Origin of the sequence: Pectobacterium sp. CHL-2024, assembly GCF_044751765.1 — a bacterium.
Lineage (GTDB): Bacteria > Pseudomonadota > Gammaproteobacteria > Enterobacterales > Enterobacteriaceae > Pectobacterium > Pectobacterium brasiliense.
Genome location: NZ_JBIXKO010000005.1, coordinates 159,020 through 173,742, shown reverse-complemented (window position 1 = coordinate 173,742; position 14,723 = coordinate 159,020). Strand labels below are relative to the sequence as shown.

General features: G+C 54.3%; 11 protein-coding genes. 5 read left to right on the top strand and 6 right to left on the bottom strand.

Annotated features, from left to right (window positions below):
• The first annotated feature begins 24 nt into the window (after positions 1-24).
• Positions 25-1,041, top strand: a complete 1,017-nt coding sequence (gene yhjD, locus ACIPUG_RS10585) for an inner membrane protein YhjD (RefSeq protein WP_400338366.1) — start codon at positions 25-27, stop codon at positions 1,039-1,041.
• Positions 1,042-1,186: 145 nt separating this feature from the next.
• Positions 1,187-2,119, top strand: coding sequence for a sugar kinase (locus tag ACIPUG_RS10580; protein ID WP_010681401.1), 933 nt, complete (start codon positions 1,187-1,189; stop codon positions 2,117-2,119).
• Between the two features lie 82 nt (positions 2,120-2,201).
• Here ACIPUG_RS10580 and ACIPUG_RS10575 read toward each other — a convergent pair whose 3' ends face one another.
• The 6 genes from ACIPUG_RS10575 to bcsE all read right to left on the bottom strand — a co-directional run bounded on the left by ACIPUG_RS10575 (position 2,202) and on the right by bcsE (position 10,672).
• On the bottom strand, positions 2,202-3,719 hold the full coding sequence (locus ACIPUG_RS10575; RefSeq protein ID WP_400338365.1) for a M16 family metallopeptidase: 1,518 nt from the start codon (positions 3,717-3,719) through the stop codon (positions 2,202-2,204).
• A gap of 341 nt (positions 3,720-4,060) precedes the next feature.
• Positions 4,061-5,353 carry a dicarboxylate/amino acid:cation symporter gene (locus ACIPUG_RS10570; RefSeq protein ID WP_100017926.1) on the bottom strand — a complete coding sequence of 431 codons (1,293 nt, stop codon included), beginning with the start codon at positions 5,351-5,353 and terminating at the stop codon, positions 4,061-4,063.
• A gap of 319 nt (positions 5,354-5,672) precedes the next feature.
• On the bottom strand, positions 5,673-6,824 hold the full coding sequence (locus tag ACIPUG_RS10565) for a diguanylate cyclase domain-containing protein (protein ID WP_400338363.1): 1,152 nt from the start codon (positions 6,822-6,824) through the stop codon (positions 5,673-5,675).
• 368 nt (positions 6,825-7,192) lie between these two features.
• Positions 7,193-8,851, bottom strand: coding sequence for a cellulose biosynthesis protein BcsG (bcsG, locus tag ACIPUG_RS10560; protein ID WP_400338362.1), 1,659 nt, complete (start codon positions 8,849-8,851; stop codon positions 7,193-7,195).
• A 1-nt stretch (position 8,852) separates the two neighbouring features.
• On the bottom strand, positions 8,853-9,071 hold the full coding sequence (gene bcsF / locus ACIPUG_RS10555; RefSeq protein ID WP_039465487.1) for a cellulose biosynthesis protein BcsF: 219 nt from the start codon (positions 9,069-9,071) through the stop codon (positions 8,853-8,855).
• Positions 9,068-10,672, bottom strand: coding sequence for a cellulose biosynthesis protein BcsE (gene bcsE, locus ACIPUG_RS10550; RefSeq protein ID WP_400338360.1), 1,605 nt, complete (start codon positions 10,670-10,672; stop codon positions 9,068-9,070). The genes bcsF and bcsE overlap by 4 nt, the downstream gene beginning before the upstream one ends.
• Before the next feature lie 340 nt (positions 10,673-11,012).
• Here bcsE and bcsR point away from each other — a divergent pair, with 340 nt between their 5' ends.
• The 3 genes from bcsR to bcsA are packed head-to-tail and all read left to right on the top strand — an operon-like array spanning position 11,013 to position 14,658.
• Positions 11,013-11,222 (top strand): cellulose biosynthesis protein BcsR, encoded by a 210-nt coding sequence (gene bcsR / locus ACIPUG_RS10545; protein WP_014917065.1) that lies wholly within the window; start codon positions 11,013-11,015, stop codon positions 11,220-11,222.
• Positions 11,223-11,224: 2 nt separating this feature from the next.
• The gene (gene bcsQ / locus ACIPUG_RS10540) at positions 11,225-11,962 is read left to right on the top strand and encodes a cellulose biosynthesis protein BcsQ (protein WP_014917066.1); all 738 of its coding nucleotides are present in this window, start codon (positions 11,225-11,227) and stop codon (positions 11,960-11,962) included.
• The gene (bcsA, locus tag ACIPUG_RS10535) at positions 11,959-14,658 is read left to right on the top strand and encodes a UDP-forming cellulose synthase catalytic subunit (RefSeq protein ID WP_400338359.1); all 2,700 of its coding nucleotides are present in this window, start codon (positions 11,959-11,961) and stop codon (positions 14,656-14,658) included. The genes bcsQ and bcsA overlap by 4 nt, the downstream gene beginning before the upstream one ends.
• Positions 14,659-14,723 lie beyond the last annotated feature (65 nt).

Genomic DNA, 14,723 nt, shown 5'->3' with positions numbered 1-14,723 from the left:
AATCCCGAACACAGGAGAAACGCAATGCCTGTACCGGCAGACCCGGAGCGCCAGTCAACATCGTCAACCCCTGAAGGGGATAAATCACCACAGAAACCCCTCTCGTTTCTGGGCAAAAGTAAGCGTCTGGTCGCCCGTATTCAGGCGATCCCCAGCGTGGCGCACCTGATTCGCGCGGGCGAACGTTTCAACGATCGGATGGGCAACCAGTTTGGCGCGGCCATTACCTATTTTTCCTTTCTGTCGCTGATCCCGATTCTCATGGTGTCTTTTGCCGCCGTGGGTTTCGTGCTGGCCTCCAACCCTGACCTGCTGACGGGGCTGATTAACCGTATCGTCAACAGTATCAGCGATCCTAATCTGGCCAATACGTTGAAAAGTACCGTTAACACCGCCGTACAGCAGCGTACTACCGTGGGGATTACCGGTTTGCTGATCGCACTCTATTCCGGCATCAGTTGGATGGGAAACCTGCGTGAGGCGATTCGCGCCCAGTCGCGCGACGTGTGGGAACGGAACCCGAAAGATGAAGAGAAGATTTATTTTCAGTACACGCGGGATTTCCTGTCGCTGACCGGTTTGGTCATTGCGCTGATCATTACGCTTTTCCTGACTTCCGTTGCTGGCACCGCGCAAAACATGATTGTGACCGCGCTGGGGCTGGATGGCATCGAGTGGTTGCGCCCCGCGTTGACGCTGATTGCTCTGTCCATCTCCATCTTCGCCAACTATCTGTTATTCCTGTGGATATTTTTCGTTTTACCGCGCCATAAACCCAAACGCAAAGCGCTCTTTCGCGGCACGCTGATCGCCGCCGTGGGCTTTGAAGTGATCAAATTCGCGATGACCGTCGCGCTGCCTAAACTGGCCAGCTCACCTTCCGGTGCCGCGTTCGGTTCGGTCATTGGCCTGATGGCGTTCTTCTATTTCTTCGCGCGTCTGACGCTCTTCTGCGCCGCCTGGATCGCCACGGCGAACTACAAAGGCGACACCTCGACGGATAAGAATGAGCAGGAAAAAGAACCGCCCTCACCTCGCTAAAAGCAGCGTGAAAGCACTGGTTTTCCGATCTGTGTCATGAAAAAATAAAACATCGTTTCAAGGCTATTGACTCAGTCTCGCGTAATGTTGAGACTGACGTTAATTTCCGCATTTTATACCCAGCTTTTCAAACAGGCCAAAAGTGATGACAACTACTAACATTGCCGTAATCGGCGAATGCATGATCGAACTGTCGCAGAAGGGCACGGATCTTAACCGTGGATTTGGCGGCGATACGCTGAACACTGCCGTTTACATTGCCCGTCAGGTAAACGCTGATAAGCTGGGCGTGCATTACGTGACCGCGCTCGGCACCGATAGCTTCAGTACCGAGATGGTTGCCGCCTGGCAGAAAGAAGGGGTGAAAACCGACCTGATTCAGCGACTGGACAACAAGCTGCCCGGTTTATACTTCATTGAAACCGACGATAGCGGCGAGCGTACATTCTACTATTGGCGTAATGATGCCGCGGCTCGCTACTGGCTGGACAGCCCGGAAGCAGAAAAAATCGGTCAGTCGCTGGCACAGTTTGACTATCTCTACCTGAGCGGTATCAGTCTGGCGATTCTGAACCCAGAAAGCCGTCAACGTCTTCTCGCCCTGCTGCGCGCCTGCCGCGCCAACGGCGGTAAAGTGATTTTTGATAACAACTACCGCCCACGTCTGTGGCAGAGCAAAGAAGAAACGCAGCAGGCTTACACCGACATTCTGTCCTGTACTGATATCGCTTTCCTGACACTAGATGACGAAGACATGCTGTGGGGCACGAAGCCGCTGGAAGCGGTGCTGGATCGGACGCACGGTTTGGGCGTTAACGAAGTGGTCATCAAACGCGGTGCCGATTCCTGCATCGTGTCTGAACGCGGACAAGAGCTGGTTGATGTCCCGGCGATCAAATTGCCAAAAGAGAAAGTGGTCGATACCACCGCCGCAGGCGACTCTTTCAGCGCAGGTTATCTGGCAGTACGTCTGAACGGCGGCAGCACGCAGGAAGCCGCACAGCGCGGTCACCTGACGGCCAGCACGGTCATTCAATACCGTGGCGCAATTATCCCGCTAGAGGCAATGCCTGCATAAACAGGCTGTCGCGTGATAATAAGTAAAAGGCCGCAATCGCGGCCTTTTCTATTTACTGATTAATGAGTTACTGATTAACGAATTACTGTGCGGCGGGTGCCGTTTCCTGCGGTTTCGTTCCTTCAGGAATGGCCCCTTCCGACGCAGCCGCCGCGGTGCTGGCAACCGGCTCGGTCGCCGGTGTCATAATCCGGTCGTAGGCTTCCTGCAACGCTTTCATATTCGCTTCCGGTTCACCGGGCTGTTGGATCAACATCAGCGTCGTATCCTGTACCAGTTGCTGGTGCAGTTCCTGATTCAGCATATCGAGCGTCAACGCGGACAGATAGGTCTGGCGCAGTTTCTGATACTGCTCGGGAGAAATATCTACGACGCCATTCTGCTGGGAGCGCAGTCGCTGATCCATCAGGATGTCCGTGCTGGTCCGCGCATAGGTCGCAAACAGCTTGTTCAGCTCGTCCGTCTTGCGCGCAATCAGCGCATCAAACTCTTGCTGCGTCAGCCCTTTTTCACGCAGCGTCGCCAGCTCACGCGCCATAAACGTCACGCCCGGCTCCACGCCCTCACTATTCGGGACATCCATATGAATCGCGCACTGAGAACGGGTATAAAACACATTACAGTCGAAGCGGAGATTGTTGCTCTTCAGCGTGCTCTTCTCCAGCGCCTGCTGCAGGTGCCAGAACATCGCTTCCCGCGTCATATCGCCCAGCCAGTAGCGAACCAGCGCCTGCGATTCACGAATCGGGTGCCACGGGGCATCCCACATCAGCGACAGCGTATCCTGCTGGACGTTGTTATTCATCAGGCTGATCGCCTGCGGCGGTAGCGGGCTCAGCGTCGGCAACGGCGCGGGCGCTTCACGCTTCCCTTCCAGCGGGGAGAAGGCTTTCCCGATCTGCTCGATCACGCTGCGGTTATCCACATGACCGACGATGTAGAGCGTCATCGCATCTGGCGTGTACCAGGTTTTATAAAACTGCTGGAGCTGCTCGCCATTCAACGGCGGTTTGACGTCCTGAGCAGGATCGTGCGCCAGCAGGGGTGAGCCTTTCAGGCGATAGCGCCAGCTCGGATCCTGTGGGTTAATCGGAAAGGTTGCCACCTGATCGGGCACCTTCAGCGCGGCCTGTAGGCTTTTTTCGTCGAACGTCATCTGCCCTGCGCTTTCCGCAAGCCACGCCAGCGCTTCTTTCAGCAGTTCGGGGCGATTATTCGGCAAACTCAGGTTATACGACGTGAAGTCATACGAGACAATGACCGGAGGCAGGACGCGTGAGCTGTTAGCATCCCGCATCCACATAGAAGGCTGCTGGGCGGCAGACAGCTTATCGCCGGGCGCTAAGGCCAGACGGGGAAGAAAATGGGCAAAACCAACCTGCTGAGCGTTTTCCAGCAGCGACCCGGCATTCACAACCAGACGCAGCTCAACCCGATCGCCGGGGCGCTGTGGTGTGGTTAATAACTGCCAGGTAAAACCATTATCAAGCTTACCCTGCTGCCAGGCAGGATCGGGCTGTAGTGCTTCAGCCTGCACGCCGCTGCTGACCACAGCCAGCAACAAACCACCAACGAAAAGCGCCTTTTTGGTGCCCTGCATGTGAACCCCTACTCATAGCTATCCAACATAATAATGTGGTTATTGTTGATCATTATGGTGGCCTTGCGTCTGCCACCGCACACTCTCGTGGATATATCACGGAAAAAATTAAAGACGCGAAGTGTACCATTCCCTTGGACAGCGCGCTTTTGTCTATGTCACTCCAGAAGACGAAATAATCTGCAAAAAAGGTAAAAATAGTCATATTTAACAATATTTTTACGTTTCAGGACGGGTAAGAAAAGGAAGGGAAACGGTTTGGTTCGACGTGTTGGCAGACAAAAAAATTCCCCACGGAGCGTTAACGCCGTGGGGAACTGATTTAGAAAACCGTATCGGAATTATGACTGTGCAGTCGGTGTAATCCCATTATCGCTCTTGTTGGTGCCAGACAGCTCAGCATCCAGTTTCTTCTCGTCCAGCTCGCGGCAGTATTTTGCTACCACGATGGTCGCCACACCGTTACCAATCAGGTTGGTCAGCGCACGGGCTTCTGACATAAAGCGGTCAATACCCAGAATCAACGCCAGACCGGCAACAGGCAGGTGGCCCACGGCAGACAGCGTTGCCGCCAGCACGATGAATCCACTTCCCGTCACGCCCGCTGCACCTTTAGAGGACAGCAGCAGCACCACCAGCAGGGTAATCTGATGCCAGATATCCATGTGGCTATTGGTCGCCTGAGCGATAAATACCGCGGCCATTGTCAGATAGATGGAGGTGCCATCCAGGTTGAACGAGTAGCCGGTAGGAATAACCAGACCAACGACCGATTTTTTACAACCGACCTTCTCCATCTTCTCCAGCATACGTGGCAGCACGGATTCAGAAGAAGATGTGCCCAGTACGATCAGCAGTTCTTCACGGATGTAGCGAATGAATTTGAAGATACTGAAGCCTGTCGCTCTGGCAATACTGCCCAACACCAGGAACACGAACAGAACACAGGTGATGTAGAAGCAAGCGATCAGCTGTCCCAGCTGTATCAGCGTACCGACACCATATTTACCGATGGTGAAGGCCATTGCACCGAACGCACCCAGCGGAGCCAGTTTCATGATCATGTTAATGACGCCGAAAATGACCTTGGAGAAGCTGTCGATCACGTCAAAAATCACTTTGCCTTTTGGCCCTAAGCGGTGCAGCGCAAAGCCGAACATCACAGCAAACAGCAGAACCTGCAAGATGTTACCGCTGGCAAACGCACCGACCACACTCGCCGGAATCACGTCCATCAGGAACGGAATCAGACCCTGTTGCGAAGCCTGTTGGGTATAAACCGCCACCGCAGACGCATCAAGCGTACTTGGGTCGATGTTCATGCCCACGCCAGGTTGCACCACGTTAACCACGACCAGGCCGATAATCAGCGCAATCGTACTCACGATTTCAAAATACAGCAGGGCGACCGCACCAGTACGACCGACCGACTTCATACTTTCCATGCCTGCGATACCGGTGACTACCGTACAGAAGATAACCGGCGCAATAATCATTTTAATTAATTTAACAAACCCATCGCCCAGCGGCTTCATTTGCTCGCCAAGCTGGGGGTAGAAATGCCCCAACAGTATCCCTATTGTAATGGCGGCAAGAACTTGAAAATAAAGACTTTTAAAAATTGATGTTTTCATACATACGTCCTATGGTGGGGAAAACACAGGAGGGGAATAGGGTACGAAAATGCCGCCTGTGATTGCGCCGGAAAGTAACATTGCAATAACAAGCTGAGAATGTTTTATAAGTTTAGTTTGTGAACGACAGGTTAAAAACAAGAGCTGAATCACGTCAGCAGGAATTATAAAGAAACATCAGTGCAATTTACTTGTAACAGATGCACATTTTTTCGGCAGCAATGTTGCCTTGAAAAGCCTTCAAACCCCCGTCATACGGGGAATGTGCCGTTCAGGAAACATTTCTATGAAAAGTAACATTTGCGTTACCTGTAAATACTCAGGAAGGCACCGTGAGAGGATGAATCCCGGATTTTTTATCACGCCGCGCCAGCTGCATAGCAAAACGTGCCTGTGATAAAAGCAGTGCCGCATCCTCGGGTCGAGGATCGGTAATGGTAAGGATTCCGGCGCTGACAGCCCGCGCAGGCTGGGAGCCCGCCGGTAAAAAGGGAGAATTAATCGCCAGCATCACGTTTTGCGCCCAATCTTGCGCCTGTCCGGCGGATTGCAGCTGCTTCCCGATGATAGCGAACTCATCACAGTCGAGACGCGCCAGATAGATGAGCCCAGCCTCGTTCTGTTCTTCAATCGCCGCACTGAGCTGCTGCGCCAGCATATCTACCTTGCCCTGCTTGCTGGCAGACGAATCAAGCCCGAAAACCAGCAGGCTGAACGGTGTGGCATCGGCCAGACGCTGTTCAAGGCGTCGCATGAAGTGCGCTTTGTCCGGCAGCTCCGCGCCTTCCGTTCCGACAGACAGCGACTGCGCCAGCAGCTGTTGATTGCGGTTATAGCTGCGCACCAGCGCGCCCAGCTCATCGTCCTGATGCCAGGGCGGCAGCGTAAGTTGGCGGTGGAGCATGTCATCCGGCGGGAGATTCTGTAACTCGACAATAATCCCACGCAGCGGGTGTATCAGCAGGCGGTTAATACACCAGGTAATGGCGATCGACATAATCAGCGCCAGCAGCAGATACGTCGCCAGCATGGTTGAAAAGGTGCTGACGATAAATTGATACATCCGGTAGGAATCCGCCTGCAACACCAGATGTGCCAGTGGAGCCGAATACTGCGTCTGTGGCGGCGAATAGAGCGGAATAGAGATGCGGATAGGCAGCTTAAAGACCCGTGCGATCCAGTCTGGCACCGGACGCTCTTTCGGGAAATTCGCGTGCAGCGTCTGGAAATCATCCGGCAGCAGCACATCGGCCCGGCTCAGAAAGGCAACGGGTAATAAGCTGTCCAGAATATTGCCCGCACGCTGCACTTCCCCTTGTAACACCGCATCCGTCAGCGGTTGACGCACGGAATAGGCGATGCTCTCCAACTGCTTGGCATAATCTTCACGGCGCTGATGCACAAAGTGAAAAAGCTGTATGACGATAAACAGGCTGATCGTCACCAGTGCCACGGCAGACACGGCTGTCATCTGTTTAATCGTTAATGAACGTCTGAGCCGCAAGCGCTTTCTCCGTCAACCTTTTATGCAGACCTGAATACCTGGCCCACCAAACAACAAATAGGTGAGCAATATACAACGCGAAAAATGCGCACGCGTTACACACAGCAACACGATTTACACGCGGCAAATAGTATAAGGCAGCTTATCGCCGCCTTAACGCTGTTTTCTGCTGATGTTCGGGGGATTTCATCTTAATCCTAGGCGACCTTTGGCAACAGCGATAACGCGGCCTCAGAATAGGGGATATCCCCTGCATAAGCCAGTATCGCTATTCGGGGAGCAGACTGAGGAATCGGGCAGGATTCTCGCCTGCCCGATCAAGTGATGGGGTGAGATTATTGCGGGTAAGGCACCCAGTCTCCGCCGTTCAGACGAATGTAAGGTTTTCCCTGATATTGCATCACGATAGCGTTCTCATTTTCCGAGATCGCTTCCGTTTGCGGCAGTGCGCTCGTCAGCGTTTGCCAGTCAACAGACGGCGCGGTGAACACTTTGCCGTCGACCATGCGCGCCACCAGTTCTGAAATTGCCAGATAGCTGCTCGGCGACGCAATCTCCAGCGCATTGCCCTGATGCGGTGCCTGTAGGCCAAACAGTTTCACGCCGACGGGAACATGCGTGATGCTCGGACTGGGAATATCGCGCAGCCCGGACATTTGCATCTTATCCCCAGCCAGCGCTGCGCCGTGCTCTGGCACCACAATCACCATGACTTTACGGCCGGACTTTTGCAACACGTCAAAAAACGCATCCAGTTGGTCAAACAGAATCTTCGCGCGTGGCGCATAGTCCGCCGACTGCTTGCTTCCCACAAAGCGATTACCATCGTGCAGCGGAAGCAGGTTAAAGAAGGTCGCGTTACGCGTCGTCGTCGCTTTCTCCCGCTCGCCCAGCCAGCGATTCAACAATTCCAGATCGTTATAAATCGGCTCGCCGTCGAATGAGGTAATCTGGTGACTAATGCCCTCCTGCGACAGCATCGGGATCTGAATATCTCCCTCTTCACGCACCTCACGCAGGTAATTACCAAAGACGCCGGAATGATCGAGCATCAATTGCTCTTCAAAACCCAGCGCCACCAAATTACTGAACAAGTAACACTGTTGGTTCACCGGCTGATACAAATCAATATGAGACTGTTGACCACAGCTTGCCCGTAGCAGGCGAATTGACGCAGGCCCACTGTAAGCGGCGGCAGAGTTAAACTGGCTGAACAGGATATCGAACTTCTTCCACAGCGGATGATTCTCTAGCTGCGCCACTTCCAGATCCGACCACGACAGCGAACAGATATTGATAATCAGGAGATCAAAAGGCTGAGCATCCTGCGGCAGCGCAGCGGGGAACGCCGTGGCTCGCGCTTTTTCTCGTGTGTAAAACTGGTTCAGATAAGCCGTTAGATTGGCGTTTGTTGGCGGTAATGTGGCCTCAGGCAGCGCAGCGTCTCCGCCAGCCGGGGACGCCGCCGAGGGAGCAGACGCCGTCGATACCGCTGGCATCAACGACACCGCTGGGCCCGCCAGATTGACAAGGTTTAACCACGCCAACGCCGCCACGGTAAACACCGTAATACGAATCCACTGTGCGAAGAATAGGTAGGCGACGGTAATCACCGCCGCCGCACCGACCATTTGCCAGTTAATGAAGCGGTTTAACAGCTCCAGCAAATAGGCTCCGCTAAAGCCCGCAACCTGCGATCCCTGACTGATAATACTGTTAATGCCCGGCAGCCAGGTGTCGTGGTAAAACAGCCCGATACCGAGCGGGATGGCAATAATATGACGCCAGCGGTGCAGCGTGACATTGGGGATCGGAAACAGCAGAAACGCCAGAAAGACCAGATTAAGCAGCGGATGAAAATTCAGGTAGCCAAACCATAACAGAGCAAATTTCAGCAAAAAATACACATTCCAGGCACCGAGCCCACGCCAGTAGCGCCATGTATTTTGCTGTTTTTGCGTATCCTGTTGCTGCGTAGGTTTTTTTTCGTCCATTTTATTTTTTAGTCTCTGCTGAAGTCGGCTTGGTTGAGACCGTCTTTGTTGAAGAAGAGCTGCGCATCCAGACACTCGCAGGTTTCAGGTAACGCGGTGACAACAGCCTGTTTTTCCAATACTGAAGCCAGTGGGGAATCACACGGTGCGCCAGATAGCCAAGCGTAAAGAAAACGACCGCGCTCAATAACACCAGTTGCACGATATCAATCAGGTTCATGACGGCTCTCCCGGTGCGCGGGCCCGTAAATTGGAACCCAATAGATCGGGCGCCAATAGATCGATAGCAATAGGTTCACGCCGCGTCGTCTGGCTGCGCGGTGCAGATTCGGTCTGCTGCAATTGCACATAGTCGTTAATCTGCCGCTCTTGCTCCAGCGTATCGCCCTGCACCAGCGATTTAACTTCTGCCAGAATCTGTAAGTCTTGCGACCAGACAATCCGATTACTGAACGCTTCATCTACCGGCAGGCGGAAAATGGATTTCAGCGCGATATCCAGCTCATTCAGGCGGCAATTGGACAGGAACAAAAACAGGCGACCCTGCGCGATCGTGACGACATCACCAAAGCGTCGCAGCGTGCACAGCGTCAACGCCTGCGCCGCCCGCACGCCCGGTACGGGGCGCAATGCGACCAGTACGCCTTTGCTGCCTTCCGGCATCAGCGTGCTATCAATCAACATCTGCACAGACTGCCGAAAGATATCAGGGGGCTGGTAGCCCTTAATCTGTAGCGGCCGCATGGTGGTCAGCAAGACTTCAACATCGACAGGAACGTGTTTGGTAAAGCGCTGCCCTTGCACGCTTTCAATCCGGGTCAGGAAACGGGATAGCGGTTCTGAATGAGAGACAATAATATTCGCGCCACATGCCAATAGCAGACGCTCGTCGCTGGCACGCAGACAAGGCTTCATTTCCCGCACCACAATCTTCAGCAATTCACCACGCTGCCGCCGCAGGCTATGCACCTGTTTGACGAGCGTATCCACCTGACTGGTTTGATTGAGCGCAAAAACGAGGGTAGCCGCATGGGTCAGCATGCCGGTTTGTACCAAAATGGCGTTATCATCCAGTAGCTGCCAGTTTTCTGACAGCGCAGGTGCGCCTTCCATTACGCTCTTTTCCATCAGGAAGAGCCCATCATCATCCAGAGACGGCGTGAGGATCGGCTCCTCTTCCTTCAGCATGTACCACCCGTCACTGTCGGATTGCAGCATCTGCACCTTATTCGCCCGCACGCCCCTTTCCGTTGCCCACCATGACACCAGATACTGCGCGCGATCCTGCTGCCATTGCAGACTGGCTAAACCATAGAGTCCACGATGTTGAGAAATCAGCATATTCCTCAGGCGGGTTACGCCGCTGCTGTGGCTGATCACCACCAGCGTACACTGGCGCTGATGCAGCCATGCCGCGGTGTCATCGATCCAGCGCTGTAGCCTTTCTGGCGAGATATCCCGCCACAGGCTGGCTGGGGCATAAAGCACTAACAGACGATTTTTGGGGCGCAATGCGCGCATTAAGTCATCGGTTAAATTCAGCAACGCGGCTTTATTTTCCGGCAATGCATAGCAGGATAATTGTTTCTTTCCGGCGTTATTATTTTCTGTCGTAAACAATGCCGTCAAAAGAGAATCAGAGCGTTCCCCACAGCCTATTAACGCCACTCTCGCGTCGTTATTTTGGCCGTGCATGATTTGCTGGCAAAATAAGGCGGCATCAACCTGCCGATCAATATTCACCCAATAAAAGCCCGCCTGCTGGAGCGTAACCAGCTCATCCCAAAGGTCACGAATACCTAATGAAAAGTTCTGCTTCATAGACTGATTTCTTTTCCGTTAATGGCAGCGTTCCACCTTAATAACACAGTCAAAATAAACTCTAGCAGCCCCCCGAAGGATCACAACTTTGCGCTATAAATTATTCCTATCCCTTGATAAATCACCCGTTACTATTTTTTCCTATTCACATTGCAATCATCAATTCATTGCTATAGTTAACGGGCACACCTGACTCCTTATTAAAGACAGCAGAGGCGTAATCCTTCATCTGCCAGACTGTCTGTTATGGGTGCAGTAAAAGACGCACCACATCTGCTATTTGGATGTTTTCCCTTTATCGATATCAATGATAATGGATAGCCTATTTCAGAGGCATGGGATGAATAACGAACCGACTCGTATAGATACCAGCGCACGCGCCGATTTAACTGAAAATGCAAGAACCGACGACGATCTACGGGTTCTCAGTCAGGCTTTTTCTTTACCTGAAATAAACTATATCGATATCGCCCGTCAGGCGCGTCTCAGCCAAATGATGGCTCGCTGGCCGCTGCTGGATGAATTAAAAGAACCGGCCGGGAGCGACTGACGATGCCTGTGATTGCTTTGCAGGGGATCCGTGGAGGCGTAGGCACCACCTCAATCGCCGCCGCGCTGGGTTGGGCCTTCCAACGGCTGGGCGAATCCGCGCTGGTGATTGATTTTTCGCCGGACAACTTGCTGCGCATTAATTTTAATATGCCGTTTGAACAGCGCCGCGGCTGGGCGCGAGCGGAAGCCGATGGCGCGCCGTGGCAAACGGGTGCCATGCAATATCTCCCCGGACTGGATTTCCTGCCGTTTGGTCGCCTGAATACACAGGAGATCGCGACGCTCCAACAGCATTACCACCAGCACCCCGCACTCTGGCAAAACAATCTGGCACAGCTCAGCGCGGCGGGTCGCCATCGCTGGATACTGATCGATGTACCGGCAGACAACAGCCCGCTCACGCGGCAGGCGTTAGCCACCGCGAATACCGTGTTTCAGGTGGTGGTAGCCGATGCAAACTGCCATTCGCGCTTACATCAGCAGGCGTTGCCGCGTCAGTGCCATTTTCTGGTGAATCAATTTTCTACTCTCAGCACGCTCCAGCAGGATTTACACCAGCTCTGGCTGCACACGCTCTCACATCTGCTGCCGCTAGTGGTACACCGTGACGAAGCCCTGGCAGAATCGCTGATGCTGAAGCAGCCACTGGGCGAATGTCGCCCGGACAGCGTGGCAGCGGAAGAGATCATGACGCTGGCAAACTGGTGCCTGATTCACGTTAAGGAAAGCGGCGTATGAGTGGAATCCTGCGCTTGTTCCTTGTTCCGCCCGCCAGACAGGCGATACAGCAGCGCTACCGCGGCTATCGTCAGCAGGGTGCCTCCGCCTTTGCCGCCTTTTTCGCCACGCTGTTTGCGATACTCGGCTGGATCTTCCTGCGGCTGGAGTCTGAGGGCTGGCAACAGATTCGCGCGCAGCGAACCTATTGGTTCCCACACATTTCGCCTCAACGCCCGCGTCCGGCCGATATTCTTCGCTATCTGACACAGGGTATTTGGCTGCTGACCATCAAAAACGGCCAGTTGCCGACATCGCGCCGCAATTACTTCTCCGCGCTGCCGCGCTGGCGGCAACGCTACATGAACGCGCAGCAAGCGCTGTTTACCCGCTTTAGCCACACGAATACTGACGATCGCGAAGACCATGAATCAGGCTCCACCAAGACGAGCCGCCTTCAGAGGCTAGTGACGGTCGCGCTGAGCCTGCTGTGTGCGGCGCTGGCGCTGCTATGCATCACGCAACCGTTTGATTTACTGTCACAGTTTATTTTCATGACGCTGCTGTGGTGCATCGCCATGCTCGTTCGCAACATGCCGGGACGCATGCCAACGCTCATGATGATCGCCCTTTCTTTCACGGTTTCCTGCCGTTACCTGTGGTGGCGCTACACTGAAACGCTGAACTGGGACGATCCGCTGAGTCTGATCTGCGGCATGCTGCTGCTGGCAGCGGAAACCTATGCCTGGGTCGTGTTGGTTCTGGGCTATTTCCAGACGATCTGGCCGCTGAACCGCCACCCGGTTTCACTGCCGGAAGACAGCAAAACGTGGCCAACCGTCGATCTGATGATCCCGACCTACAATGAACCGTTGAGCGTCGTGAAACCAACGGTGTATGCCGCGTTAGGTATCGACTGGCCTAAAGATAAGCTCAACATCTATATTCTGGATGACGGCGGGCGCGCCGAATTTAAGGCCTTCGCAGAAGACGTCGGCGTCCATTACATCGCCCGCGTCACACACGAACATGCCAAAGCCGGGAACATCAACAACGCCCTGAAACAGGCGAAAGGCGAGTTCGTTGCCATTTTCGACTGCGACCACGTCCCTACCCGCTCTTTCCTGCAATTAACCATGGGCTGGTTCTTCAAAGACAAAAAGCTGGCGATGCTGCAAACGCCGCACCATTTCTTCTCGCCCGATCCATTCGAACGCAATCTGGGACGCTTCCGCCGTACGCCCAATGAAGGCACGCTGTTCTACGGTCTGGTTCAGGACGGTAACGATATGTGGGACGCCACGTTCTTCTGCGGATCCTGCGCCATCCTGCGGCGTAAACCGCTGGATGAGATTGGCGGGATTGCGGTTGAAACGGTGACGGAAGATGCCCACACCTCACTGCGCCTGCATCGCCTTGGCTACAGCTCGGCGTATATCCGCATTCCACAGGCCGCCGGACTGGCAACCGAGAGCCTCTCGGCTCATATCGGGCAACGTATTCGCTGGGCGCGCGGCATGGTGCAAATCTTCCGGCTGGATAATCCGCTGTTCGGCAAGGGGCTGAAACTGGGGCAACGGCTATGTTATGCCAACGCCATGATGCACTTTCTGTCCGGTATTCCGCGGCTGATCTTCCTGACTGCGCCGCTGGCGTTCCTCCTGCTGCATGCCTACATCATCTTCGCCCCGGCGCTGGCCATCGCGCTCTACGTGCTGCCGCACATGGTACACGCCAGCCTGACCAACTCGCGTATTCAGGGGCGCTACCGTCACTCGTTCTGGAGTGAGATCTATGAAACCGTGCTGGCGTGGTACATCGCCCGCCCGACTACCGTCGCGCTGTTTAACCCACACAAAGGGAAATTCAACGTGACGGCCAAAGGCGGACTGGTGGAAGAACAGCATGTCGATTGGGTGATTACGCGGCCTTATCTGGTGCTGGTGCTGCTGAATATCGCAGGGATCGTGTATGGCCTCTGGCGTCTGATTTACGGGCCGCCGGAAGAGATCATGACGGTGCTCATCAGCCTGCTGTGGGTCGTGTACAACATGACCATTTTAGGCGGAGCCGTCGCGGTTGCCGTAGAAGCCAAGCAGGTACGTCAGGCCCACCGGGTGGAAATGTCGATGTCCGCCGCCATCCTCCGTGCCGATGGTCATCTTTTCCCCTGTGTCCTGCGCGACTATTCCGATGGCGGCGTCGGCGTTGAAGCCCGCGAGTCGGGCATTCTTCAGGTCGGGGACAGCGTCTCTTTGTTGCTAAAACGCGGTCAGCAGGAGTACGCCTTTCCGTTCAGCGTCACCCGCGCGTTCGACAACAAGATTGGCCTGCGCATGACCAACCTGACCATCCGCCAGCATATTGATTTCATTCAGTGTACGTTTGCCCGCGCTGACACCTGGGCACTCTGGCAAGACAGCTTCCCGCAGGATAAACCGGTCGAAAGCCTGGTTGATGTGCTGGCACTCGGCTTTCGCGGCTACCTGCGTCTGGCCGATTACGCGCCGCCTGTCATACGCAACATTATCCTGGCCTTCCTCAACATCGTGGTGTGGGTGGTGTCATTCATCCCACGCTATGTAGGGAAACGCACCGTCACAACCCCGTCGGGTGCTGCGCTGCCGGAAAAAGCCTTACATCAGGGCAAAACGCCGTCTGCCCATGAAACGCGATTTGCACAAGAGAACCTGTTTACAGAAAAGACAGTGGCTTGATTGCCATTCACAGGCCGTGATCAACGGTCTTTCTCCTGACAACGAGAAAGACCCTTAACATTGAT

What these genes read in the sequence shown, in the direction of transcription:
- bcsQ (WP_014917066.1), top strand. Translation starts at nt 11,225, where the DNA reads ATGCCTGTGATTGCTTTGCAGGGGATCCGTGGAGGCGTAGGCACCACC.
- ACIPUG_RS10580 (WP_010681401.1), top strand. Translation starts at nt 1,187, where the DNA reads ATGACAACTACTAACATTGCCGTAATCGGCGAATGCATGATCGAACTG.
- bcsE (WP_400338360.1), bottom strand. Translation starts at nt 10,672, where the DNA reads ATGAAGCAGAACTTTTCATTAGGTATTCGTGACCTTTGGGATGAGCTG.
- bcsA (WP_400338359.1), top strand. Translation starts at nt 11,959, where the DNA reads ATGAGTGGAATCCTGCGCTTGTTCCTTGTTCCGCCCGCCAGACAGGCG.
- ACIPUG_RS10565 (WP_400338363.1), bottom strand. Translation starts at nt 6,824, where the DNA reads ATGACAGCCGTGTCTGCCGTGGCACTGGTGACGATCAGCCTGTTTATC.
- bcsG (WP_400338362.1), bottom strand. Translation starts at nt 8,851, where the DNA reads ATGGACGAAAAAAAACCTACGCAGCAACAGGATACGCAAAAACAGCAA.
- ACIPUG_RS10570 (WP_100017926.1), bottom strand. Translation starts at nt 5,353, where the DNA reads ATGAAAACATCAATTTTTAAAAGTCTTTATTTTCAAGTTCTTGCCGCC.
- yhjD (WP_400338366.1), top strand. Translation starts at nt 25, where the DNA reads ATGCCTGTACCGGCAGACCCGGAGCGCCAGTCAACATCGTCAACCCCT.
- ACIPUG_RS10575 (WP_400338365.1), bottom strand. Translation starts at nt 3,719, where the DNA reads ATGCAGGGCACCAAAAAGGCGCTTTTCGTTGGTGGTTTGTTGCTGGCT.
- bcsF (WP_039465487.1), bottom strand. Translation starts at nt 9,071, where the DNA reads ATGAACCTGATTGATATCGTGCAACTGGTGTTATTGAGCGCGGTCGTT.
- bcsR (WP_014917065.1), top strand. Translation starts at nt 11,013, where the DNA reads ATGAATAACGAACCGACTCGTATAGATACCAGCGCACGCGCCGATTTA.